Source organism: Roseateles paludis, assembly GCF_039872745.1.
In the GTDB taxonomy this organism is placed as follows: Bacteria; Pseudomonadota; Gammaproteobacteria; order Burkholderiales; family Burkholderiaceae_C; genus Pelomonas; species Pelomonas paludis.
In genome coordinates this window covers 427,460-452,566 of sequence record NZ_JBDPZD010000003.1, presented here as the reverse complement: position 1 = coordinate 452,566, position 25,107 = coordinate 427,460, and the positions used below count along the sequence as shown (strand labels likewise).

The following is a 25,107-nucleotide window of genomic DNA, read 5'->3' as shown; positions in this document are numbered from 1 at the left end:
CTCATGACCGCTTTCACCCGCCGCGCCTGGCTGGCTCAGGCGGCTGGGCTTGCGTGTGCCCCCCAGGCGCTCGCCCAGTTGCCGGCTCGGGCCGAGGATGCTCACAAGGCATTCCTGTCCGAGCTTGAACGCCGCACTTTCGATTGGTTCTGGGACATAGCCCATCCGGTCACGGGTCTGACCCCTGACCGATGGCCCTCGCCGTCGTTCTGCAGCGTTGCCGCCGTGGGTTTTGCGCTCTCCTCCTACGTCATTGGCAGCCAGCGCGGCTACATCACTCGAACGCAAGCCCGGGACCGCACCCGCAAGGTGTTGAACTTCCTGGCCGGTCTGCCCCAGGGCGCACAACGCCGTGGCGTGGCCGGACACAAGGGCTTCTTCTATCACTTCCTCGACATGGAGACCGGGCACCGCTTTGCGCAGTGCGAGCTCTCCACTGTCGACACCGCCCTGCTGCTGATGGGCGCGCTGCACAGCCAGGCCTACTTCGACGGCACCAGCCCGCCCGAGATGCAGATCCGCCGGCAGGTGCAGTTCCTCGTCGAGCGGGTGGACTGGACCTGGGCCCAGGTGCGCGGTGACGCCATCAGCCACGGCTGGCTGCCCGAGTCCGGCCACCTGGCCTATGACTGGCGCGGCTACAACGAGGCCATGATGGTCTACCTGCTGGCCCTGGGCTCGCCCACACACCCCGTGGGCCCCGGCGCCTGGGCCGCCTGGACCAGCACCTACGACCGCAGCTGGAAGACCGTCTACGGCCAGCAGCATTTGCACTTTGCGCCGCTCTTTGGCCACCAGTTCAACCACAGTTGGATCGACTACCGGGGACTCAAGGACGCCGAGCTGCTGCGGCTCGATCCCACGGGCAAGCTCGACTACTTCGAGAACTCGCGCCGCGCCACCTATGCCCAGCAAGCCTATGCCCGCGCCAACCCCGAGGGCTGGGCCGGCTATGACGGCACCGTGTTTGGCGTGACCGCCAGCGACGGCCCGGCCGACGTGACCCGTGAGTTTGGCGGCCGGCCGCGCCGCTTCATCAGCTATGCCGGGCGCGGCCTGGCCGAGCATGACGACGGCACGCTTGCCCCCTATGGCGCCGGCAGCTCCCTGCCCTTTGCGCCCGAGATCGTCATCCCCGCCCTCGTCGCCATCCGCGAGCGCCACCCGCACACCTGGGGCCGCTACGGCTTCTTCGACGCCTTCAACCCCAGCTTCACGTTCACCGACGTCAAGCTCCAGCACGGCCGCATCGAGCCCGGCAAGGGCTGGGTCGATACCGACTACCTGGGCATCGACCAAGGCCCGCTCTTGATGGCTCTGGCCAACCACCAGGGTGAGCTGGTGTGGAAGCTGATGCGCGAGCACCCGATGCTGCGTGCCGGGTTGCACCGCGCCGGCTTTCACGGCGGGTGGCTTGAGTGATCTCTCGCCGAAGCGCCCTGCTCGCGGCCCCGGCCGTTCTGACGGCCTGCGCCCGGGACGACCGCCCCGTGCTGCGCTTCTGGGCCATGGGCCGCGAGGGCCTGGTGGCCAACGAACTGTTGCGCGGCTTCGAGGCCGAACACCCGGGGGTGACGGTCAAGGTCGAGAGCCTGCCCTGGCTGTCGGCGCACGAGAAGCTGCTGACCGCTTTTGCCGGTGACGCCACGCCCGACGTCGCCCAGCTTGGCAACACCTGGCTGCCTGAGTTCCAGCAGCTCGGCGCGCTGGAGCCGCTGGAGCCCTGGATTGCGCAAAGCGGCCTGCCGGCTGACGATTACTTCCCCGGCATCTGGGCCACCAACCTGGCCGGCGGCCAGCGCATTGGCCTGCCCTGGTATGTGGACACCCGCCTGCTCTTTGTGCGGCACGACCTGCTGGCCCGCGCGGGCTGGCCCCACACACCGCAGACCTGGGACGACTGGCGCCAGTGTCTGGCCGCGCTGCGCCGCAAGGGCATGGCCGCGCCGCTGCTGCTGCCCACCAATGAGTTCGAGCCCCTGCTGGCCCTGGCCCTGCAGCAGGGTGACGAGCTGCTGCGCGAAGGCGGGCGCTATGGCAACTTCCGCTCGCCGGGTTTTCAAAAGGCGCTGAGCTTCTACCTGGAGCGCTTTGCCGCTGGCGACGCCCCCGGCATCACCAACAACCAGATCTCCAACCTCTGGCAGGAGTTCGGGCGCGGCAGCTTTGCCTTCTACCTGTCGGGGCCCTGGAACATTGGCGAGTTCAAGCGCCGCATGCCGCCCGAGCTGGCCGACAGCTGGAGCACGGCCGAGCTGCCCGGCCCCACGGCCCTCGGCGCCTCGGCCGCCGGCGGCGCCAGCCTTGGCATTTTCAAGCGCTCGCGCCACAAGGCCCTGGCCTGGGCTTTGGCCGAGTACCTGAGCCGGCCCGCCGTGCAGCTGCAGTTCTACCGCCTCACGGGCGACCTGCCGCCGCGCCTGTCCACCTGGCAGCAGCCCATCGACGCCACCGGCACGCTGGAGCAGGACCGCCACGCCGCCGCTTTTTATCGCCAACTGCAACGCGCCCGCGCCACGCCCGCCGTGCCCGAGTGGGAGCGCATCGTGCAGGAGATGCAGTTGGAGGCCGCACGCGCCGTGCACCGGCACACCCCCGTCCCCGAGGCTGCCGCCGCGCTGGATGCGCGCGTAGACGCCCTGCTTGAAAAGCGCCGCTGGATGCTGGCGCGCCACAGCACATGAAAGCCAGCCAACGCGAAGGCCTGGCCGCCTGGGGCTTTGTGGCCCCGGCGCTCAGCGTGATTGCGCTCTTCTTCGTGCTGCCCGTCGTGGCCGGCTTGCTGCTGAGCCTGACCGACTTCGACATCTACGCGCTGGCTGACCTGCGCAACCTGCGCTGGCAAGGCCTGGCCAACTACCTGCGCGTGCTGGAGATGCCGCTCTTCTGGACCTCGCTGGCCAACACCGCCTACTTCGTGGCCTTTGGCGTGCCGTTGTCACTCGCGCTGTCGCTGGGCGCGGCGGTGCTGCTGCAGTCGCCGCTGGCGCGCTTCAAGCCCTTGTTCCGCACGGCCCTCTTTGCGCCGGTGGTCACCACCCTGGTCGCTGTGGCCGTGATCTGGCGCTACCTGTTCCACGTCAAGTACGGCTGGGTCAACCACGGGCTGCAGGCCATCGGACTCGACCCCATCGACTGGCTGGGCGACCCGAACTGGTCGATGCCGACCATCATCCTCTTCGCCGCCTGGAAGAACTTCGGCGGCAACATGATCATCTTCATCGCCGCGCTGCAGGCTGTGCCGCAAGACCTGTACGACGCCGCCCGGCTGGACGGCGCCCGCAGCTGGGCGCAGTTCTGGCACATCACCCTGCCCAGCCTTGCGCCCACGGTGCTGATGGTCAGCATCCTCACCACGGCCGGCTACTTCCAGCTCTTTGCCGAGCCCTATGTGATGACCCAGGGCGGCCCGCTGCAAAGCACGGTCAGCGTGCTCTACCTGATGTACGAAGAGGGCTTCAAGTGGTGGAACCTGGGCGCGGCGTCAAGCGTGGCCTTTGTGCTCTTCGTGATCATCCTGATCGTGACGCGCGGCCTGCTGGCCTTGCACCGCCGGGCGTTCGGTGAGGTGTCAGCATGAAAAAGCTGTGGGTCAACGGCCTGCTCGCCTTGTTGGCGCTGGTGACTGTCTTCCCGCTGGTTTGGATGCTGTGTGTGTCCTTCATGCAGCCGGGCGAGGCCGCCAGCCTGCCGCCGCCCCTGCTGCCCCAGCACCCCACGCTGCAGCACTACGAGAAGCTGCTCGGCAGTGGCGGCATTGGGCGCGCCTTCTTCAACAGCCTGCTGCTGGCGATTGGCACCACCGTGGTCTCGACCACGCTCAACACCCTGGCCGGCTATGCCTTTGCGCGCCTGCGCTTTCGCCACCGCGACCGCGTGTTTGCGCTGCTGCTGGCGGCCCTCGTCATCCCCGGCCAGGTGGCCATGCTGCCGCTCTTCCTGATGCTCAAGGGCCTGGGCCTGGTGAACACCTGGATGGGCGTGCTGGTGCCCGGCATGGCGGGCATCTTCGGCATCTTCCTGGTGCGGCAGTACGCGCTCAATGTGCCGCAAGACCTGCTCGAAGCCGCCCGCATCGACGGCGCCGGCGAGTGGCGCACGTTCGTCAGCGTCGTGCTGCCCCTGCTCACGCCCGTGCTGGTCACGCTGGCGCTGTTTGCCTTTCTGGGCAGCTGGAACGACTTCATGTGGCCGCTGATCATGCTGACCGACGGCGACCTCCACACCCTGCCCGTCGCCCTCGCCGCGCTCTCGCGCGAGCATGTGCAGGACAGCGAGTTCATGATGGCCGGCGCGGTGATCACGGTGTTGCCGGTGTTGCTGCTGTTCATTGCGTTGCAGCGCTTCTATCTCCAGGGTTTGATGCTGGGAGGCGTGAAGTGAAGCGCCTCGCTGTCTTGCTGGCGGCCTTGCTCGCCGCCACTGCACAGGCAACGGATTGGCAAGCCTCCGCCTCTGACCAAGTCAAGGCCAGCGTGCGCCAGCAAGGCACCCAGCAGTGCCTGGACTACGACTTCAACGGCGTCTCCGGCTACGCGGTGCTGCGCCGCAGCTGGCCGCAGGACTGGCCGGCCAACTTTGCGCTGCACACCCAGCTCTCGGGCGAAGGAGCCGGCAATGAGTTGCAGATGAAGCTGGTCGATGCCTCGGGCGACAACGTCTGGTGGGTCACGCGCCCCAGCTTTGCACCAACCGCCCAAGCGCAAGCCACGGTCTTCAAGCAGCGGCAGATCCAGTTCGCCTGGGGGCCGGCAGCAGACAAGCAATTGCGCCGCACCGAGTTTTTGGAGTGGGTGGTGGTGGCAGCAGCCAAGGGCGCGCAGCGGGGGAGCCTCTGCGTAGCGCCGCTCAGCATCGAGCCGCGCGCTGCCGTGCCCGCCACCGCCGCCCCGCCGCGCACCACCCGGCAGCCCGGCCTCGTCCAGATCGACCTGCAAGCCCCGCGTGAACTGAGCGGCCTGCGCATCGATTGGCCGCAGGCGCCCGGGCGCTACCGCATCGAGGCCTCGGACGACGGGCGCCACTGGCACACACAGGCCGAGCGGGCTCGCAGCGCTGCGGGCACCGAGCTTCAGTTCCTGAGTGAGCTGGAGACCCGCTGGCTGCGGCTGCGCTACCCGAGCCAGCTGGCAGCGCCCCGCGTGCAGCTGCGCAGCCTCACCGACTGGCCGAGCCGTGACGCCATGCTCCAAGAACTTGCCAAACAGCTGCCCGAGGGCGACCTGCCCCGCGCCTACCGAGGCCAGCAGAACTACTGGACCCTGGTGGGCGTGGATGGCGGCGGCGCCACCAGCGGCCTGCTGAGCGAAGACGGCGCCATCGAGCTGCACCCCGGCGGGCCCAGCCTGGAGCCCGCGCTGCGGCTGGCCGATGGCCGGCTGCTGACCTGGGCCCAGGTCAGCCAGCAGCACAGCCTGCAAGGCGGCCACCTGCCCATGCCCCGGGTGCACTGGCGCCACCCCGAGGTCGAGCTCGACATCGAGGCCGGCGCAGACGGCACGCCCGCCGAGCCCGGCCTGATGGCGCGCTACATCGTGCGCAACCCAGGCCGCCACTCGCTGCGCGTCTCGCTGCTGCTGGTGGCACGGCCCTGGCAGGTCAACCCGCCCCAGCAGTTCCTCAACCTGCGCGGCGGTGTCAGCCCCATCGAGCAACTGCGCTGGGACGGCCTGCAGCTGCACCTGGCCGGGCACCGCTTGGTTTCCACGCTGCGGCCCACTGCCGTGCAGGCCCAGCCCTTTGCGGCGGGTATGGGGCTGCGCCAGCTGCTGGCTGCCCCCGCGCTGGCGCAGCTGGACGACCCCCAAGGCCTGGCCAGCGGCCTGCTGCGCTATGACCTGGAGCTGCCACCCGGCGGTGAGCAAACCGTGGGATTCGTGACCGCGCTGGACAGCCGGCCGCTGAACCTGCGCTTCGAGCGCGTGGCCGAGGCATGGCAGCAGCGCCTGGGCAAGTTGCAGCTCAGCCTGCCGCCCGCCGCCGGCCCGCTGGCCGACCGCATGCGCGCCGCGCTGGCGCAGATCCTGGTCTCGCGCGACGGGCCCTGGCTGCGGCCGGGCACGCGCTCCTATGCGCGCAGCTGGATCCGCGATGGCGCCATGATGGTGGCGGCGCTCTTACGCATGGGCGACGTGAAAGCTGCACGCGAGTTTGTCGATGCCTTTGGCGGCATCCTGTTCGAGAACGGCAAGGTGCCCTGCTGCCACGACGCACGCGGCGCCGACCCGGTGGTCGAGAACGACAGCCACGGACAGTACCTGTACGCGGTCGCCGAGGTCTGGCGCCACACGCAGGACGAGCGCTTCCTGGCCCGCCACTGGCCCGCCGTGCAGCGCACCGTGGCCTATGTCGACCGCCTGCGCCAAAGCGAACGCACGGCCGCCAACCAGGCACCTGAGCGCGCCCGCTTCTACGGCCTGATGCCGCCCTCCATCAGCCACGAGGGCTATTCCGACAAGCCGGCCTACGCCTACTGGGACAACTTCTGGACCCTGCGCGGCCTCAAGGACGCCGCGCAGATGGCGCGCGCACTTCAATCCCCGCTCGCCTCCAGCTATGCCGCCCAGCTCGCCGAGTTCGAGCACGATCTGGCCGCCTCCGTCCGCGCCACGGCGCAGCACTATGGCCAGAGCGTCATTGCCGGTGCAGCCGACCGGGGCGACTTCGACCCCACCTCCACCACCGTGCTGCTCAACCCCGCCGGGGGCGAGGCGTTGGTGGCGCCGGCATTACTCACCAACACCTTCGAACGCTACCTGCGCGAGGCCCGCGAGCGCACGGCCGGCACACGGCCCTACAAGGACTACACGCCCTACGAGCTGCGCAATGTGAGCGCCCTCGTGCGCCTGGGCTGGGCCGACGCAGCGCACGAGCTGCTGGCGTTTTTCTACCGTGACGCCAGGCCCGATGGGTGGCACCAATGGGCTGAGGTGGTCTTGCCCGATGCGCGCGAGCCGCGCTTCCTGGGCGACATGCCGCATGCCTGGATCTCGGCCGACTTCCTGCGCGCCGCGCTCGACCTGCTGGCCTACGAGAGGGAGTCGAGCGGCGACCTCATCCTCGGCGCCGGCCTCACGACAGCCTGGCGCGCGAGCGGCCCCATCCAGGTGGCCGGCCTGTCAACGGCCTACGGCCGGCTCGACTACCGCCTGCTGCCCCAAGCCGCCGGCTGGCGCCTGCACATCGACCACCGCCCCGAACGCCTCCCCGGCCAGTTGCGTCTGGCCTGGCCCGGCACGGGCCCACTGCCGCGCGCCACCGCCGACGGCCAGCCCCTTCCCTGGGACGGGCGCGAACTGCCGCTGCCCGCCACCCATGCCACCATCGACCTCGTGACCCCATGAGCGCCCCGCCCTTCTTCCTCCTGCGCAACGCCGCCGGCCTGCAGTTCGAGCTCCTCTCGCACGGCAGCCCGCGCCGCATCCTGGCCGACGGCCTGATGCTCAACCTCTTTCCCGGCACCGAGCTGGAGGGCGGCCTCACCAACCTCTGGCTGTATGGCAATGGCCGCAGCACCCCATTGCTCGGGCCCGGCTCGCCGCTGAGCTTCCAGTGCGAGCCCCATGGCCTGCTCGGCCTCGGGCATTGGGGCCGGCTGCAACTGCGCCTGAGCCTCAGCCTGCACCCCGAAAGCCTGGCCTGGGCCTGGCGGCTGGAGCAGCGCAACCTCGGCACCGAGCCCATCGACACCACCCTGGTGATGACACAAGACGTTGGCCTGGCCGACTACGGCGCCATCCGGCTCAACGAGTTCTACGTCAGCCAGTACCTGGACCACCAGCCGCTCACCGACCCCAAGCACGGCACCGTGCTGGCCGTGCGCCAGAACCAGCCCCAGGGCAGCCGCCACCCGCAGCTGCTGGCCAGCTCGCTGCGCCGCACCGTGGCCTATGCCACCGATGCGCTCCAGGTGTTTGGCCGCCAAGCCCGCGAGGCCGAGCACCCGCCCGCCCCCCAGTTGCCCCTGCCAGGCCGACGCCTGCAGCACGAGCACGCCATGCTGGCGCTGCAGGACGAGCCCCTGAGCCTCGCCCCTGGCGGCGGTGGGCACACCGGCTTTGTGTTCGAGCTGTGCCTGCACCACCCCGCCCCCAGCAGTGCGGCCGACCTGCACCGGCTCGACGCCCCGCGCCGCCAGCTGCCGACCCTGGCCGTGCCCTCCAGCGGCGGCGGCCGCGCCGTGCAGGCCAGCCTGTTCCACAGCGCCGCGCAGTGGCCCGCGCGTGACCTGAGTGCCACCGAGTTGGCCACTTACTTTGGCGGCGAGCGCCGGCACGAAGAGTGGCAGGACGGGCGGTTGCTCTCCTTCTTCCAGCAGAGCCCTGAAGGCGAGGCCCGCCACATCGCGCTGCGCGCCAAGGAGCTGGCCGTGGACCGGCCGCACGGCCACCTGCTGCGCAGCGGCCAGCACCTCACGCCCGACGAAAACGCGCTCACCTCCACCTGCTGGATGGGCGGCATCTTCCACTCGATGCTGACCCAGGGCCACGTCAGCTTCAACCGCGTGCTGTCCACCCAGCGCAGCTACCTCGGCCTGATGCGCAGCAATGGCCTGCGCGTGTTCGTCGACAGCCCACATGGACGTGAAGGCCGTGATGGCTGGCAGCTGCTGGGCCTGCCCTCGGCCTTCGAGATGGGGCCGCAGCACTGCCGCTGGATCTATGCCTGCGGCGAGGGCAGTGACGCCCGTGTGATCGAGGTGCGCAGCAGCGCCAGCGCCACGCCCGACCGCATGCAGCTGCAGCTGCGCACCCTGGCCGGGGCGCCGGCGCGTGTCCGCCTCAGCCTGCAACTGGCGCTGACCGGCGACGACGGCGCCACGCCCGCCAGCAGCCCGCTGCTGGCCCAGCTCACACGCCACGGCCAGGCGCTACGCGTGGGCCTGCCGCCCGGCAGCGCGCTGGCCGAGCGCTTCCCGCGCGGCGCCTTCTGGCTGAGCGTGGGCGAGGGCAGCGAGATCCAGCGCCTTGGCGACGACGCCCTGCTCTACCCCGACGCCACCAGCCGCCACCAGCCCCAGCTCTGCCTGGACCTGGCCGCCGCCCCGGCGCATGACATTGAGTTGCATGTTGCGCTCACGCCCGAGGCGCCCCAATTGCCAGATCTCCAGGCGGACCGGCCGCTGGCCCTGCCCCGCTTCACCGGCCCCGCCGCGCCGCAGATGGCCGTGGTGGCCGACATGCTGCCCTGGTTCCAGCACAACGCCCTGGTGCACTACTTGTCGCCGCGTGGGCTGGAGCAGTACTCGGGCGGCGGCTGGGGCACGCGTGACGTCTGCCAAGGCCCGGTCGAGATGCTGCTCGCCCTGGGCGAGACCGCGCCCGTGCACGACCTGCTGCTGCGCACCTTCAGCGCCCAGAACTTGGATGGCGACTGGCCGCAGTGGTTCATGTTCTTCGAGCGCGACGCGGCCGTGCGCGCCGGGGACTCTCACGGCGACATCGTCTTCTGGCCCGTGTTCGCACTGGCCCACTACCTGATCGCCAGCGGCGATGCCAGCGTGCTGGACGAGGTGCTGCCCTTCCACGACGACGCCCCCGCCCCGCTTCGCGAGCACCTGGCCCGCGCGCTGGCGCTCATCCAGCGCCGCCTGGTGCCCGGCACGCGCCTCACCGCCTACTGGCATGGCGACTGGAACGACTCCCTCCAGCCCGCTGACCCGCAGTTGCGCGAACGCCTGGCCAGCAGCTGGACCGTGACCCTGCAGGTGCAGACGCTCGCCCTCATCGCCCGCGCGCTGCACCAGGTGGGCGACACGCCGCTGGCCGAACGCTGTGCCCGCGAGGCCGAGGCCGTGCAGGCCGAGTTCCAGCAACTGCTGGTGCAGGACGGCGTGGTGGCCGGCTGCGGCTACTTCCCCGCCGACGGCACGCCCGAACTCTGGATCCACCCCACCGACACCCGCACCGGCCTGCGCTACAGCCTGCTGCCCATGATGCACGCCGTGCTCGCCGACATGCTCAGCCCCGCGCAGGCCGAGCAGCAAGCCGCCCTCATCCAACAGCACCTGCAAGGCCCTGACGGCGCGCGGCTGTTTGACGCGCCCATCCCCTACGCTGGCGGTGTCTCCACCCGCTTCCAGCGTGCCGAGACGGCCAGCTTCTTTGGCCGCGAGATCGGCATCATGTACATGCACGCCCACCTGCGCTGGTGCCAGACCCTGGCCCACCTCGGGCGCGCGCAAGACTTCTGGGACGCGCTGCAGCAGGCCATCCCCATCGGCCTGCCCGAGCGCGTGCCCGCCAGCAGCCGGCGCCAGAGCAATTGCTACTACTCCAGCTCCGACGCCGCCTTCCCCGACCGCTATGCCGCCAGCCTCAGCTATGACGCCGCGCTGGCCGGCGAGGTGCCGCTCGATGGCGGCTGGCGCGTCTACTCCAGCGGGCCCGGCATTGCGCTCGGCCTGGTGCTGCGCCACCTGCTGGGCCTGCAGCTGGAGCACGACGCCCTGCTGCTCGATCCCGTGCTCCCCCCGCAGCTCGACGGGCTGCGGGTCAGCGTGCAACTCGGTGGCATCGCCTTCGAGCTGCACTACCGCGTCGGGCCCCAAGGGCATGGCGTGCGCCAGGTCCTGGCCGACGACGGCCAGCCCGTGCCCGCCACGCGGCGTGCGCATGCGTATCGAACCGGGGCGATGGCGGTTGCGCGGCCAGAGGCTGGCAGTGTGGTGAAGTGGACGGTGGAGCTGGGCTGAGCCTGGCAGTTGCCCTTGCCGGCGCTGAGTGATCGGGCTGCTGCTCGTGTGGGTGTTTTGTGGCAAAGCCCATGCCGGGAGTCCCGCCGGGGGCGGGGCCCGGCATCAGCCTCGCCACAAACCAGCCACATCCAAAACCACGAAGAATCAGAGCTGCCCCCAGCCCCCACCCAGCGCCTTCACGAGCTGCGCCGTCGCCGCCCACTGGGCGCCACGCAGCTGCGCCAACGCACGCTCGGTGGCCAGCGGCGTGCGCTCGGCTTCGGCCACGTCGAGGTAGCTGACGGCGCCCGCGTCATAGCGTTGGCGGGACACGGCCAGCGCTTGTTGGCTGGCGGCCAACGCAACTTGCTGGGCTTGCTGGGTCGTGGCGCGGCCTTGCAGTTCGGCCAAGGCGTCGTCCACCTCGCGCAGGGCCTGCAGCATGCGGCCACGGAAGGCGGCGAGGCTCTCTTGCACCTGGGCCTGGGCGGTGGCGAGGTTGGCCTTGTTGCGGCCGGCGTCGAGCAGAGGCAGCGTGAGGCTGGGGCCGAAGTTGTAGAGGCGCGAAGGCGCGGCGATCAGATCGCCCAGCTCCTTGCTCTGGAAGCCGAAGCTGCCGGTGAGCCGCAGCGACGGGTAGAAGGCCCCTTCGGCAATGCCGACCTGGGCCGTGGCGGCGTGCAGCAGCGCGAGGCTCTGGGCAAGGTCGGGCCGGCGTTGCAGCAGTTCGGCCGGCAGGCCGGCTGCCACGGCGGGCGGCGCAGCCAGCGGTGTGGCCTGCAACTGCAGCTCGGCCGCCGCCTGGCCCGTGAGGGCGGCGATCAGATTGAGCGCCAGGGCCTGGCGGCGCGGCAAATCGGTCTGGTCGGCCTCGACGGCGGCCACGTCAGCGCGGGCGCGTTGCAGGTCTTGCGTGGTGGCGGCGCCGGCGTCAAAGCGGGTCTGCACCACCTGCAAGGCGGAGCGGCGGCTGGCCAGCAGGCGCTGCAGCACCTGGGCCTCGTCGGCCAGCGTGCGCCACTGCCAGTAGGCGGCGGCCACGTCGGCGGTGAGCGCTACGCGAGCAGCAGCGGCATCAAGGCTGGCGGCGTCGAGCTGGGCCTGGGCGGCTTCGGTCTCGCGCTTGACGCGGCCCCAGAGGTCGAGCTCCCAGCCGGCCGAGACCTGCAGGGTGGTCTGTGTGCCGTCGAAGGCGATGGCCTTGCCGCCCAGCACCGGCGTGGTGACGGACTTGGCCGAGGTGCGCAGGTCGGTCACGGCGCCGCCCACGTCCACCCGTGGCCCGTCGTCGGCGCGTGCCAAGCCTAAGGCAGCGCGTGCGCGGTCGATGCGCGCCGCAGCAGCGCCCAGCGTGGGGCTGGCCTGCAGTGCCTGGGCTTCCAGCTGGTTGAGCTGGGCGTCGCCAAACATCTGCCACCAGTCGCGCTGCAGGGTCACGCCTTGCGCCGCGCTGGTTGCGCTGACTGAGCGATAACTGGCCGGCGCTTGCGCGGCTGGCGGCTGGAAGTTGGGGCCGACGGTGGTGCAGCCGGCCAGTAGGCTCACGGCAAAGGCGATCAGGGTCTTGGTGTTCATAGCGGTCTCAATCAGTGCGCATTGCCAGCACCAGCGGTGCCACCCAGCACCTTCTTGCCCATCCAGACGGCGGCGATGCAGCACAGCAGGGCCACGCCGAGCACGAGGAAGGCGTCGTTGTAGGCCATCACATAGCTCTCGCGGCGGACGATGTTGTCGAGCAGCTTGATGGCACTGTCCTGGGCGGCGCTCAGGTCGAGGCCACGGGCCAGGTAGTTCTGCGTCAGCGCGTCGAGCCGCTCCTGCGTGGCGGGGTTCAGCAGCGACACCGACTCGCCCACCCGGGCGCTGTGGAACTTCTCGCGGTTGGTCAGCAACGTGGCCAGCACGGCGATGCCGACCGAGCCGCCGAGGTTGCGCATCATGTTGAACAGGCCCGAGGCCGAGCCCATCAGCTGCATGGGCACGCCGCTGATGGCGAAGTTGGTCAGCGTGATCATGATCAGCGGCTGGCCCAGCGCACGCACCACCTGGGCGGCGATCAGCTCGGGGCCGGCGGTCTCGGCGCTCATGTGCGTGTTCATGAAGCAGGACAGCGCAAAGAGCGCCAGACCCACGGTCATCATGATGCGGTTGTCGAGCTTGGTGGACAGCTTGGCCGCGAAGGGCATGATGAAGAGCTGCGGCAGGCCCATCCACATGATGACGAGGCCGATCTGCATGGGGGTGTAAGCCGCGATCTGCCCCAGGTAGAGCGGGATCAGGAAGGCCGAGCCATAGAGCCCCATGCCGGTGGTGAAGGCCACGGTCACGGCGATCAAGAAGCTGGGGCGCCCGAGGATGTGCAGGTCGATGAAGGTGTTGCTGCGCGTCAGGCCCCGCCAGGCCCAGGCATAGATGCCGGCCACGGCCAGCACGGCGGCGGTGACGATGAAGGGGCTCTGGAACCAGTCCTTGGCATTGCCCTCTTCGAGCATGGCGGTGAGCGACCCGAGGCCGATGGCCATGGCCGCCACGCCGAACCAGTCCACCCGGCGCAGCAGGTCGAGGTTCATGGGCTCGCGGTCCAGCCCCCAGCTCACGCCGGTGATCAAGAGCAGGCCGGGCACCCAGTTGATATAGAAGATGCTGGGCCAGCCGTAGAGGTCGGTCAGCCAGCCGCCAAAGGTGGGGCCGAGCGTGGGCGCCAGCGTGGCCGTCATGCCGAAGAGCGCCAGCCCCAGCGGCCGCTTGGCCACCGGCAGCTTGCGGGTCACCAGGGTCATGGCCATGGGGATCATGACCCCACCGGTGAAGCCCTGCAGCGCGCGGAAGGCGATCATGCTCTCCAGGCTCCAGGCCATGCCGCACAGGGTGCTGGAGATGAGGAACAGCAGCACATTGACGATCAGGTAGCGCCGCGTGGAGAACACCGCCGACAAAAAGCCCGCGAGCGGGATCACCACGATCTCGGCCACCAGGTAGCTGCTGGAGATCCAGGAGCCCTCTTCCTGCGTGGCCGAGAGGGCGCCGAGGATTTCCTTCAACGACGAGTTGGTGATGGCGATGTCGAGCACCGCCATGAAGGCACCCAGCAGGCTGGCCAGCACGGCCACCCAGGTGCGCAGGTCAGCGTGCTGCGGCGGGGCTTGGGGCGTGAGCGCGGCGTTCATGGGCGTGGATCGCGTTGCCTTGAACTCACTCGCCCAGCTCAACCTCGACCTGTACCGACAAGCCTGGCACCAGGCGCGTGGCGGCCTCACCCAGGGCCCTGAGGCTGTCGGCCTCAAAGACCAGCTTGACCGGCAGGCGCTGGACGATCTTGGTGAAGTTGCCGGTGGCGTTGTCGGGTGGCAGCAGCGCAAAGCTGGCGCCGGACGCGGGCGAGAAGCTCTCGACCCGCGCCAGCAGCTCGTGGCCCGAGAAGGCATCGACCTTCACGCGCGCCAGCTGCCCCGGCTTCATGCGGGCGATCTGGGTCTCCTTGAAGTTGGCGACGATCCAGACCTCAGGCTCCACGATGGCCGCGAGCTGCTGGCCCGGCTGCACGCGCTGGCCCACCTCGACGGTGCGCTTGCCGACGCGGCCGGCTGCTGCGGCGCGCACGGTCACGTAACCCACCTGGTTTTGCGCATCGCGCTGCTGAGCCTGCAAGGCGGCCACCTGGGCCTGGGCGGCCTGGCGGCTGGCCTCAGCAGCCTGCACGGCCTGTTGCGCGGCTTGCACGGCGGCGCGGCGGGCGGTCAGGTCAGCACGGGCGCTGTCACGCGCAGCCACGGCAGCGTCCAGCTCCTGGCGCGAGGTGCCGCGGAGCTCGGCCTGGAACAAGGTCTGCTGGCGCGTGGCGTCAGCCTCGGCGCGGGCCAGTTGGCTTTCAGACTGCGTGACCACCGCCTGCGCGGCCGCCACCTGGGCCTTGAGCTGGGCGAGCTGGGCGCCACTGCCGGCCACCTGGGCCTGGGCCTGGGCCAACTGGGCCTTGAGGCGCTCGACCTGCACGTCGGCATCGGCAGCGTCCAACTTGAGCAACACATCGCCCGCCTTGACGCTGGCGTTGTCCTGCAGGTGCATCTCGGTCACCACGCCGGCCACGCGGGTGGACACGGGGTGCACATGCCCGGCCAGGAAGGCGTTGTCCGTCTCCACCAGATGCTGGCTGCGCCACCACAGGCGCCCACCCAGGAAGCCGCCACCGATCAGCAGGGCCAGGCCCACCACGATCAGGGGCAGCGGCGGGCGGCTTTTGGCGGGGGTCGAGGGGGGCGTGGGGGTCGGAGCAGGGCTGTTCATGGCGGGGGTGTTCCTTGCGTTGGCCCGCACTCTAGGCCGTCTCGATTCGCTTGAATAGACTCGCAAAAGTCAACGTATCGTTCCAAAATCGGAACAATGAAAGTCGACGACCTGCTCCTGCTGGCGGAAGTGCACCGCCAAGGCTCACTCTCCGCCGGGGCCCGCGTGCTGGACCTGCCCAAGGCCACCCTCAGCCGCCGCCTCACAGCGCTGGAAACCAGCGTGGGGGCCCGGCTCTTTGTGCCCGGCGCCAAGCGATTGACCCTGACCGAACTCGGCCACGAACTGGCCGAGCGCGCGCTGCGCCACCACGATGACATCTCCGAGACCCGGCAATGGCTGGCCTCGCGCGACGCCACGCCGCGCGGCCGGCTGCGCGTGGCCATGGGCTCGGAGTTCGCGATGCTGGTGCTGTCCGACGCGCTGGCCTCCTTCGTCCAGCGCTACCCCGAGGTGGAGCTCGACATCGACTGCACGCCGCGCTGGGTGGACCTGCTCAACGAGCCCTATGACCTGACCCTGCGCTTTGGCGCCGTGACCGAGCCCGAGCTGGTGGCCCGGCCCTTCATCACCATGCACAAGGGCCTGTTCGCCAGCCCCGACTACCTGGCCCGCCACGGCGCCCCCAGCACCCCCGACGACCTGGCGGCGCACCGCTTCGTGGTCTACACCCCCATGGCGCGCAAGGGCCAACACCGGCTGCACCACGGCACACAGACCGCCAGCTTCACCATGCAGGGGCCACTGCACTGCAACTCCATGGGCCTGGCCGTGGCGCTGACGCGCGCGGGCAGCGGCATCGGCACCCTGCCCTCGGCCATGGCCCGGCAGGACGTCGCTTCAGGGGCCCTCGTGCCGCTGCTGCCTGAATGGCAGTTTGCCCCGACCGAGGTGTCCATCGTCACCGCCAGCCGGCGCCTGATGCCGTCCAAGATCCGCGCGTTCATCGACCACTTGTTCGAAGAGGTGCCGGCCGGGATGGTCGAGGCGCTGAAGACGCCGTCGCGGCTAGTCGGCGATTGACGCGCGCAGGGACGCTTCGCCATTTCGCATCCCCGGTCAGGCGGGAGACTTCGGTGACTCGTCGGCTTGAAGCAACTCTTGAAATCCGATCAGATCCAAAACCTGTGCTCCTTGTTTGCGCGCCTTCTCAAGTTTGCTTGGTCCAGCGTTTGTGCCCGCCACAAGAAACATCAGTCCCTTGGTGACGCTCGTGACAACTTTCAGGCCAGCATCGGTCGCCACCGTCTCAAGCTCACTCTTCTCCGTGGCCGAGAAGCCCGTAAAACACACCTCTGGCAGCGCAGGTGCCTTCTTGCTTGATGCTCTGGCTGAATACACGATCGCCCAGCCTTCAGCGTTAGACAACTTTTGGATCTCCGGTTCCTCAAGTCCATGCTTGGAACGAAGAATGGCTCGGAGCTTCTCGCTCAATCGATCCGAACCAGGGCCCGCATCAGCCGACTCCGCAGCCGAGACAAACTCGATTTGAAGTCTTTGGCACTCGTTCAACACATCCTGCCAATCGAGCGAGCGCAGCTCGGTCACGAGCAATTTCGCTGCGTCATCCAGTTCTGGACTTTCTTCGTCAGCACGAGCCAACAAGGCAGCCGGAGTACCAAATGCGGATGCCAACCGTTCGAGCCGACCGACGCCTATTCCCGCCAACCGGGGCGCCCTCTTTTGGTTCTGAGCCAAATAGCTATCGACCCGTTTAATCAAACGGAAGAGCTCAGCGCAGTCGATGCATCGCCGAACATCAGGCGGAGATTGGGGACGCATCCCAAGCCGCAGGAGCCGATCAATGACATCTCGGTTGTGTGACTCAGTCACAAACTGCTGAATGGACGCGGCAATTTCATGACCAACGTCCTTTAGGAGCATTGGCGTCAACGTAGCGGTCGCCAACAGAGCGTCAATGGTTCGATAGAAGGACGCCAACTCCTTGGCCGTAGCTTCACCCACATGCGGTATGCCTAAACCAAATATCAGGCGATGCAGCGCAGGTGAACTGGCCCCGCGAATCGATCGCAGCAGGTTGTCTGCAGACTGCTTTTGGAGGGTGCTGCCACTGCGAGTGCGCAGTCCGATCAGGCGGGTCTCATCCAGCGAGAAAAGGTCAGCGGCGGAATGGATCACGTCACCATCGACTAGTGCATCAATGATCTCTGTGCCCAGTCCCTCGATGTCGAGCGCCGAACGCTGGGAGAAGTGACGGATGCTTTCCTTTCGCTGGGCCATACAAAACAGCCCACCTGTACAACGCCAATCAACGCCCTCCGGATCTTTAGCAATATGGCTGCCACATTCGGGGCAGACCCCGCGAAGAGTTCGGTACATATCGAACTCTTCGTCGGCACCCGGAGGCCGACGCTCGAGTACGACGCCAACGATCTGCGGGATCACATCTCCGGCTCTCCGCACCACGACCGTGTCGCCAACACGAATGTCTTTCCGCCTGACTTCCGATTCGTTGTGCAGCGTCGCATTGCTGACCGTCGTGCCGCCCACGAACACCGGGTCCAGCCGCGCCACAGGCGTGAGCTTGCCGGTGCGGCCCACCTGCACATCGATGGCGAGCAGGGTCGTCACCTGCTCCTGCGCTGGGTATTTGTGCGCCACGGCCCAGCGTGGCTCCCGGGTCTTGAAGCCAAGCTGCTGTTGCAGCGCACGGGAGTTGACCTTGTAGACCACGCCATCAATGTCAAACGGCAAGGCATCACGCTGCGCCGCCACGCGGGCATGGAAGTCCACCAGTTGCTGCGGCCCCAGGCAGACGGCGCGCAGCTCGTTGACGGGCAGGCCAAAGGCCGCCAGCGCGTCGAGCAGGCCGGCATGCGTCTCGGGCACCTCCCAGCCCTGCACTTCGCCCAGGCCGTAGGCGTAGAAGCACAGCGGCTTCTCGCGCACGCCGGCCGGGTCGAGCTGGCGCACGGCGCCGGCGGCGGTGTTGCGCGGGTTGACGAAGGTCTTCTCTCCCTTGGCGCGCTGGCGCTCGTTGAGGGCCTCGAAGGCATCACGCCGCATATAGACCTCGCCCCGCACCTCAAGCACGGGAGGTGCGTTACCCATCAACTTGAGCGGAATCTGCCCAATGGTGCGGATGTTCTGCGTCACGTCCTCGCCGGTCTCGCCGTCGCCGCGCGTGGCGGCCTGGACGAGCACGCCGCCCTCGTAGCGCAGGTTGATGGCCAGGCCATCGAACTTCAGCTCGGCGCTGTACTCGACCGGCGGGTCGGCCTCCTGCAAGCCCAGCTCGCGGCGCACGCGGGCATCAAAGTTGATGGCGCCGCCGGCCGTGGTATCGGTCTCGGTGGTGATCGAGAGCATGGGCACGGCGTGAGTGACTGGTGCCAGGCCGTCGAGCACGGCACCGATCACGCGCTGGGTGGGGGAGTCGGGCGTCAGCAGTTCGGGGTGGGCAGCCTCCAGCGCCTGCAACTCCTGGAAAAGCCGGTCGTACTCGGCGTCCGGGATTTCGGGCGCGTCGAGCACGTAATAGGCGTGCGCGTGAAAATTCAGCAGCCGGCGCAGCTCGGCGGCTCGAACCAGTTGCAATTCTTGATCTGGGTCAGGGGCATTCATACCGAGCATTTTCAACAATAGGGCCATGACCACGAAGCAGTTGTACGCGGGTCCAGGGGTAGGGTTCGAAGCGCCCTTCGAGATGCTGGCCGCTTGCCATGGGCGAGTGCGCCGCACGCTGGGCACGCTGTTGCGCCTCCAGGCCCACGCCAGAGCCCATGGCGCGGATGAACAGGCTCGCCAGGCGGCGACCGACGTGGCGCGCTACTTCGATGTCGCCGCCCCCGCGCATCACGAAGACGAAGAGCTGCACATCGTGCCTCGCCTGCGGGCCGCTGGCCGAGGCGATCTGGCGGACCGGCTGCTGTCGGATCACGCCACGCTGGGCGCGGCATGGCGGGTGCTGCGGGTTCAACTGCTGGCGCTGGCCTCGGGCCAGGCCTTCAAGCTGGACCGGGACGCCTGCCTGAGCTTTGCACGGCTCTACGAGGCCCATGCGGCGCTGGAGGACGAAGTGATCTTCCCGCTGGCCAGCCTCGGGCTGACGCCGACCGAGATCCTCAGCATGGGCGAGGAGATGTCGACACGGCGTGGCGCCAGCCGGGCACCGGCTCAGCTCGGGCCTCGCTGATCGCCGATGCTCAGACAAGCCGCGTGATCAGCACCTGATCGACCCGGTGGCTGTCCACGTCCAGCACCTCAAAGCGCCAGCCCTGCCAGCTCACCGCATCGGTGCGCCGCGGGATGCGCCGCAGCATCACCATCAGGAAGCCGGCCAGCGTGTCGTAGGTGCCGGCGTCTGGCCAGCCGTCGATGTCCAAAGCTCGGGCGACGTCGGGGATGGGCGTGATGCCGTCCGCCAGGTAGGAGCCGTCCTCGCGGCGGACGATCTGCTCCTCGGCATGTGGCGCCACCAAGCCGCCCATCACCGTGCTCATCACGTCGTTCAGCGTCACCACGCCCACCACCAGGCTGTACTCGTTGACGACCACGGCAAAGTCCTCATGCGCCTCGCGGAACTGGGTCAGCATCTCGGACAGCGTCAGGCGGTCCGGCACCATCAGTACCTTCTTGACCAGGCCTGAGTCGCGGCCCAGCCCCAGGGCCTCGCCGCGCAGCACGCGCTGGAACAGGTCGGTCGCATCCACATAGCCGGCCACGCGGTCAACCTCGCCCTCGCAGACCAGATAGGTCGAGTGCGGCGCCACGGCAATGCGCGAGCGGATCTGCGCCTCGTCCTCGTCAAGCACGAAGAAGACGATGCGCTCGCGGGTGGTCATCACGGTTTCGACGGTGCGGGTGTCGAGCTCGAACACATTGGCGATGACCTCGTGCTCGCCATCCGCGACCACGCCGGCCTGATGCCCGGCCTCGGTCAGGGCCAGGATGTCGCGGTGGCTGATGCTGTCGTCGCGCCGCGCGGGCAGGCCCAGCAGGCGAATGAGGGCGTCGGTCAGCGTGCTGAACAGCCAGGCCAGCGGCCGCAGCACGCGGCACAGCGCCAGCATGGGCCCGATCAAGGCCACCGCCACGCGCTCGGGCTCGTTCATGGACAGGCGTTTGGGCACCAGGTCAGCCAGCACCACGAACAAGGCTGTCACGGTGGCGAACGAGGCCGCAAAAGCGACCCGTGCCGCCATCTCGGGCGCCAGCACCCAGGCAAACACGGCGGCGAAGTGCGGCGTCAGCGCCCCCTCGCCCACGATGCCGCCCAGGATGGCGATGGTGTTGACGCCGATCTGCACCACGGTGAAGTAGTCACCCGGCTGCACCTGCACGGCCAGCACCTGCGCGGCACGCCCGTCGCCTGCGTCGGCTCGCTGCTGCAGGTGCAAGCGCCGTGAGGCAGCCACCGACAGCTCGGCCATGGAGAAAAACGCGCTGCCCAGGATCAGCAGCCCGATGAGCAGCAGGCTGGTCGTCATGCGGGGCAGTCTAGGGCCTGGCGCAACTCAGCTGAAGAGCCGCCGCGCCGCCGCCGAGCCAGCGGGCAGGTCGCGTGCGGCGAGAGTCTCGTAGAGCTTCTTCAGCTCGGTGTCGATGGCGGCAAAGGCATGCAGGCCCAGCGGGTGGCCCCGGTCGTCGCACATCTCGGCCTCCAGGTCGCGGGCCAGCAGGCGCGCGGAGTCCTGCCAGGCGGCAAAGGGCTCTTGCTCAGCGGGGGTCTGCGGCACGTCGAGCGCCAGGGTCAGCTCGCGCAGGGACTGGGCCTCAGGGTTCTCGGCCAGCGCGGCCTGGGGGTCGAAGTTGAGCGTGAGGATGGGCGGCGCGCCCTCGTCCGGTGAGGGCAGCACCAGGCGGCCCGGCAACTGACCAGGCACGAAACCGTGGCGCAGCGCCATCTGGTGGATGAAGCCCGGCGTCCAGGCGGTGGACTTGGCGCGCAGCAGCAGGGCGAGTTGGGCGTCGTGAGCGGCGGCAAACTGATCCAGCTCGCGGGCGTGGGCCACCACCTCCAGCATGTCGGGGAACTGCGCGTCGGCCTGGATGGCATCGGCAAAGGCCTGCAGCTTTTGCACAAACTCCGAGTACTCGATCTCGTTCACCGGCCCGGCCCGGTTGGCCATCTTGAGGCCGGCCTGGAACTCGCTGTAGCGCTGGCCGGGCTGGGGCAGCTCCCAGTCGCCGGTCTCGGCGTTGAGGCCCTCGATCTGGAAGGGCTTGTTGCCGGCGCGGTGGCTGGGTGGCTGGTGCTGCAGCGCGAACTCGCCGCTGACGGGCGCCTCCAGCGCGAAGACGGCGATGGCGTCGATCAGCGCGTCAATGCGCACCGACGGACGGCGCGGGGGCCTGGCCACTGGGGTGAGTGGGGTACCCGGCGCGTCACTGGCCAGCTCATCGGGCTCCAGCGCAGCCACTTCAACCGGGTCGAGCTGGGGCTCCAGGCGCGATTCGATGCCGTCTTCGGTGGCACGGCGCGGGCCGGCGCGGCGGGCGCTCCAGAGGCCGTGCACCAGCACGCCAAGCAACACCACACCGCCAGCCAGCAGCAGCAGGGTCGTGAGGGAGAGCGAAGTGAGCTGCTGCATCAGGCGATCTCCGCCATCGCCAGGGCCTTGTCCATGTCCACCGCGACGATGCGCGAGACGCCCTGCTCCTGCATGGTGACGCCGATCAATTGTTCAGCCATTTCCATCGCGATCTTGTTGTGCGAGATGAAGAGGAATTGCGTGCCCGCTGACATCTGCGAAACCAGCTTGGCATAGCGTTCGGTGTTGGCGTCGTCCAGCGGTGCATCGACCTCGTCGAGCAGGCAGAACGGCGCCGGGTTGAGCTGGAAGATGGCGAACACCAGCGCAATGGCGGTGAGCGCCTTCTCGCCACCCGAGAGCAGGTGGATGGTGCTGTTTTTCTTGCCCGGCGGCTGGGCCATCACTTGCACACCGGCATCGAGGATCTCGTCGCCCGTCATCACGAGCCGGGCCTGCCCGCCGCCGAAGAGGCTGGGGAACATGCGGCCAAAGTGCTCGTTGACCTGGTTGAAGGTGTTGCCCAGCAGGTCGCGGGTTTCGAGGTCGATCTTGCGGATCGCGTCTTCCAGCGTGGTGATGGCGGATTGCAGGTCGGCGTACTGCGCGTCAAGAAAAGTCTTGCGTTCGCGCGAGGCGGTCAGCTCGTCCAGGGCCGCGAGGTTGACGGCCCCCAAGGCCGCAATCTCGCGGTTGATGCGGTCGATCTCGGTCTGCAGGCCATGCAGCTTGACGCCGTCTTGCTCGATACGAGCCGCCAGCTGCGCCAGGTCCACCTCGGCGGCCTGGAGTTGCTCCAGGTACTGCGCGCCGCCGAGCTGGGCGGCCTGGGCCTCCAGCTGCAGGCAGGTGATGCGTTCGCGCAGCGGGTCGAGGCTGCGCTCGATCTGCAGGCGCTGTTCATCGAGCTTGCGCAGGCGCAGGGTGAGGTCGTCGTAGGCGGTGCGCACGGCGGCCAATTGCTGCTCGCGCTCCTGCTTGAGGGCCAGTGCATCTTGCAGCCCAGCCTGGGCGGCGGCGTCGTTGAAGCCGTCCAGCTCGGTCTGCACACTGGCGCGGGAGGCCAGCGCGGTCTGCACCTGCGCCTGGGCGGTTTCGATGCTGCGCTGCAGCTCCGCACGGCGCGCGGCCAGCGCGCGGGCGCTGAACTGGGCCTCCTGGGCACGGCGCTCCAGCGCGCGCAGTTGCTCGCGCGCCTCGGCCAGCTTGCGCTCGGCCTGGATCACACCGTCGTCCAACTCGGCATGCTTCTCCTGGGCGTCGGCCAGTTGCAGGTCCAGCTCCTCGAAGCGCGCCTCGCCGACGGCGCGGCGCTCCTGCAGCGCTTCCATCTGGGCGTCGATCTCGGCCAGTTCGCCATCCAGCGCCGTCTTGCGCTGCTGGCTGGCTTCGAGCTGGGATTGCAGGCGCAGCAGCTCGACCTGCAGCTGGTGCGCACGGGTTTGGGCCTCGCTGGCCTCGCGGCGCAGCACGCCGAGGCGGCTGCTCGCGTCATTGAACTGGCTCTCGACGCGAACCAGCGCGAGGCGGGCCTCGTCGGCGATGAGGTTCTGCGCCTTCTGCGCGAGTTCGAGCTGCTCGATCTCCTGCGCGCGGGCCAGCATGCCGGCCTGCTCGGAGTCGGGCGCATAGAAGGCCACGGAGTACTGGCCCACGGCGTGGCCCTCGGGCGTCATCACCAGTTCGCCGTGAGTGAGCTTGCTGCGCGCAGACAGCGCGTCGTCAAGCGTGGCGGCCGTGTAGACGCCTTCGAGCCAGTCGTTCAGCAGCGCAGTCAGGCCGTCGTCGTTCAGCTTGAGCAGGCTGGAAAGCTTGGGCAGCGTCTCGTGCGTGTTGGCGATAGAACCGGCCGGGGCGGCGTAGAAGGCCAGCCGCGCGGGTGGCGCATCAGTAGCGAAGGCGCGCACGGTGTCGAGCCGGCTCACGGACAAGGCCTGGAGCCGCTCGCGCAGCGCAGCCTCCAGCGCGTTCTCCCAGCCGGCGGTGATGTGCAGGCGCGTCCACAGGCCCTGCAGCCCATCGAGCCCATGCTTGGCCAGCCAGGGCTTGAGCTTGCCTTCGGTTTGCACCTTCTCCTGCAGCGCGCGCAGGGCGTCCAGCCGCGCGGCAATCTCGCTCTGGCGGGCGAGCTGGGCATTGGCTTCCTGCTGCTGCTGGCGGCGCTGCTCTTCGAGCTGGGGCAGTTGCTCGGCCAGCTCGTGCAGGCGGGCTTCGGCCAGCTCTTGCGCCTCGGCAGCGGTGCTGGTGCGGGCCTTGAGCTCGTCCAGCACGCCTTGCTCGGGGGCGGCAAGCGCGCGCAGGTCTTGCGTCAGGCGGTCTTGCCGCTGGCGCAGGCTGCGCATCTGCTCGTCCACGCTGCGGCTCTCGGCCGCCAGCACCTGGATCTGCTGCTGCACCTGGGTGACCAGGGCGCGCTGCTCGTTGGCACGGGCTTGCGCGGCACGCAATTGGTCTTCGCCTTGCGGCGCCTGGGCGGCCTGCTCCTCGGCCTGGGCGGCCAGGATTTCGGACTGCTCATCGGCGGCCAGGATCTGCTCGGCCACGCGCTCCAGCTCGTCCTTGGCTGCGGTGATGCGCTCATGCCATTGCTGCTCTTGCGCCTGCAACTCGGCCAGCCGGGCCTCGGCGCGGTTGCGGCTCTCGACGACGAAGCGGATGCGCTCCTCCAGCCGGCTCACCTCCAGCTGGGCCTCGGCAAAGCGGCCCTGGGACGCATGCAGCTCATCGCCCGAGGCGTAGTGCTGCTGGCGGACTTCTTCAAGCTGGGCCTCCACGGCGCGCAGCTCTGCGGTCTGGGCCTCCAGCACGTTGACGGCCTCCAGGTGGGCGGCCTTGACCCGCAGGCCCTCGCTCTCGGCGTCACGTGCTTTCAGGAACCACAACTGATGCAGCTTGAGCGTGCCCGCGTCCTGCAGGCTGCGGTAGGTGGACGCCACCTCGGCCTGCTTCTCCAGCTTGTCGAGGTTGGCTCCTAGCTCGCGCAGGATGTCTTCGACGCGGGTCAGGTTCTCGCGCGTGTCCTTGAGGCGGTTTTCCGTCTCGCGGCGGCGCTCTTTGTACTTGGAGACGCCGGCGGCTTCTTCGAGGAAGAGGCGCAGCTCCTCGGGCTTGCTCTCGATGATGCGCGAGATGGTGCCCTGCCCAATGATGGCGTAGGCGCGCGGCCCCAGGCCCGTGCCCAGGAAGACGTCCTGCACGTCGCGCCGACGCACGGGCTGGTTGTTGATGAAGTAGCTGCTGGTGCCATCGCGCGTGAGCACGCGCTTGACCGCGATCTCGGTGAACTGGTTCCACTGCCCGCCGGCACGCGCCAGGGTGTTGTCGAACACCAGTTCCACGCTGGAGCGGCTGGCCGGCTTGCGGTTGCCGCTGCCGTTGAAGATCACGTCCTGCATGGACTCGCCACGCAGCTCGCTGGCCTTGCTCTCGCCCAGCACCCAGCGCACGGCGTCCATGATGTTGGACTTGCCGCAGCCGTTGGGGCCCACCACGCCGACGAGCTGCCCCGGCAGCTGGAAGGTGGTGGGTTCGGCAAAGGACTTGAAGCCGGCCAGCTTGATCGAGTTCAGGCGCATCGGGCTTCGCGTCTAAGTGGTTGATTCGTTTATTAAAAAGCGCCGAAATTGGCAGCTTTCAGGGCGGCGGATGATAGCA

At 68.8% G+C, this 25,107-nt stretch carries 15 protein-coding genes; 8 read left to right on the top strand and 7 right to left on the bottom strand.

Going from position 1 to position 25,107, the window contains the following annotated elements:
* Window positions 1-3: 3 nt before the first annotated feature.
* The 6 genes from ABDJ85_RS13315 to ABDJ85_RS13290 are packed head-to-tail and all read left to right on the top strand — an operon-like array spanning window position 4 to window position 10,693.
* Window positions 4-1,422: a glucoamylase family protein gene (locus tag ABDJ85_RS13315; RefSeq protein ID WP_347705267.1), complete on the top strand. Its 1,419-nt coding sequence runs from the start codon at window positions 4-6 to the stop codon at window positions 1,420-1,422.
* Window positions 1,419-2,684, top strand: a complete 1,266-nt coding sequence (locus ABDJ85_RS13310) for an extracellular solute-binding protein (protein ID WP_347705266.1) — start codon at window positions 1,419-1,421, stop codon at window positions 2,682-2,684. Before ABDJ85_RS13315 ends, ABDJ85_RS13310 begins: the two co-directional genes overlap by 4 nt.
* Entirely contained in the window at window positions 2,681-3,580 is a 900-nt protein-coding gene (locus tag ABDJ85_RS13305; protein WP_347705265.1) for a carbohydrate ABC transporter permease, read from the top strand. Before ABDJ85_RS13310 ends, ABDJ85_RS13305 begins: the two co-directional genes overlap by 4 nt.
* Window positions 3,577-4,383, top strand: a complete 807-nt coding sequence (locus ABDJ85_RS13300) for a carbohydrate ABC transporter permease (RefSeq protein WP_347705264.1) — start codon at window positions 3,577-3,579, stop codon at window positions 4,381-4,383. The genes ABDJ85_RS13305 and ABDJ85_RS13300 overlap by 4 nt, the downstream gene beginning before the upstream one ends.
* Complete coding sequence (locus tag ABDJ85_RS13295; RefSeq protein ID WP_347705263.1) at window positions 4,380-7,343, top strand: discoidin domain-containing protein; 2,964 nt, start codon at window positions 4,380-4,382, stop codon at window positions 7,341-7,343. The genes ABDJ85_RS13300 and ABDJ85_RS13295 overlap by 4 nt, the downstream gene beginning before the upstream one ends.
* The gene (locus ABDJ85_RS13290) at window positions 7,340-10,693 is read left to right on the top strand and encodes a GH36-type glycosyl hydrolase domain-containing protein (RefSeq protein ID WP_347705262.1); all 3,354 of its coding nucleotides are present in this window, start codon (window positions 7,340-7,342) and stop codon (window positions 10,691-10,693) included. The genes ABDJ85_RS13295 and ABDJ85_RS13290 overlap by 4 nt, the downstream gene beginning before the upstream one ends.
* Window positions 10,694-10,840: 147 nt before the next feature.
* On the opposite strand, the gene ABDJ85_RS13285 is transcribed toward ABDJ85_RS13290, so the two are convergent.
* From ABDJ85_RS13285 to ABDJ85_RS13275, 3 genes are read right to left on the bottom strand one after another with little or no spacing between them, the layout of a single operon-like run.
* A complete protein-coding gene (locus ABDJ85_RS13285; protein ID WP_347705261.1) occupies window positions 10,841-12,250 on the bottom strand; it encodes an efflux transporter outer membrane subunit in 1,410 nt (469 codons plus the stop codon).
* Window positions 12,251-12,261: 11 nt separating this feature from the next.
* The gene (locus tag ABDJ85_RS13280; RefSeq protein ID WP_347705260.1) at window positions 12,262-13,842 is read right to left on the bottom strand and encodes a DHA2 family efflux MFS transporter permease subunit; all 1,581 of its coding nucleotides are present in this window, start codon (window positions 13,840-13,842) and stop codon (window positions 12,262-12,264) included.
* Window positions 13,843-13,867: 25 nt separating this feature from the next.
* Window positions 13,868-14,959 carry an HlyD family secretion protein gene (locus ABDJ85_RS13275; RefSeq protein WP_347705259.1) on the bottom strand — a complete coding sequence of 364 codons (1,092 nt, stop codon included), beginning with the start codon at window positions 14,957-14,959 and terminating at the stop codon, window positions 13,868-13,870.
* Window positions 14,960-15,055: 96 nt separating this feature from the next.
* Between ABDJ85_RS13275 and ABDJ85_RS13270 the strand changes: the two genes are divergently transcribed.
* Window positions 15,056-15,982 carry a LysR family transcriptional regulator gene (locus tag ABDJ85_RS13270; RefSeq protein ID WP_347705258.1) on the top strand — a complete coding sequence of 309 codons (927 nt, stop codon included), beginning with the start codon at window positions 15,056-15,058 and terminating at the stop codon, window positions 15,980-15,982.
* A gap of 36 nt (window positions 15,983-16,018) precedes the next feature.
* On the opposite strand, the gene ligA is transcribed toward ABDJ85_RS13270, so the two are convergent.
* Window positions 16,019-18,544: an NAD-dependent DNA ligase LigA gene (ligA, locus tag ABDJ85_RS13265; protein ID WP_347705257.1), complete on the bottom strand. Its 2,526-nt coding sequence runs from the start codon at window positions 18,542-18,544 to the stop codon at window positions 16,019-16,021.
* A gap of 25 nt (window positions 18,545-18,569) precedes the next feature.
* On the opposite strand from ligA, the gene ABDJ85_RS13260 reads away from it, so the two are divergent.
* On the top strand, window positions 18,570-19,115 hold the full coding sequence (locus ABDJ85_RS13260) for a hemerythrin domain-containing protein (RefSeq protein WP_347705256.1): 546 nt from the start codon (window positions 18,570-18,572) through the stop codon (window positions 19,113-19,115).
* 10 nt (window positions 19,116-19,125) lie between these two features.
* On the opposite strand, the gene paeA is transcribed toward ABDJ85_RS13260, so the two are convergent.
* Genes paeA through smc form a run of 3 tightly spaced genes read right to left on the bottom strand, consistent with a single transcriptional unit; the run spans window position 19,126 to window position 25,028 of the window.
* Window positions 19,126-20,409: a polyamine export protein PaeA gene (gene paeA / locus ABDJ85_RS13255; protein WP_347705255.1), complete on the bottom strand. Its 1,284-nt coding sequence runs from the start codon at window positions 20,407-20,409 to the stop codon at window positions 19,126-19,128.
* Window positions 20,410-20,436: 27 nt separating this feature from the next.
* On the bottom strand, window positions 20,437-21,513 hold the full coding sequence (locus tag ABDJ85_RS13250; RefSeq protein ID WP_347705254.1) for a cell division protein FtsZ: 1,077 nt from the start codon (window positions 21,511-21,513) through the stop codon (window positions 20,437-20,439).
* Window positions 21,513-25,028 (bottom strand): chromosome segregation protein SMC, encoded by a 3,516-nt coding sequence (smc, locus tag ABDJ85_RS13245; protein ID WP_347705253.1) that lies wholly within the window; start codon window positions 25,026-25,028, stop codon window positions 21,513-21,515. Before smc ends, ABDJ85_RS13250 begins: the two co-directional genes overlap by 1 nt.
* Between the last annotated feature and the right edge of the window lie 79 nt (window positions 25,029-25,107).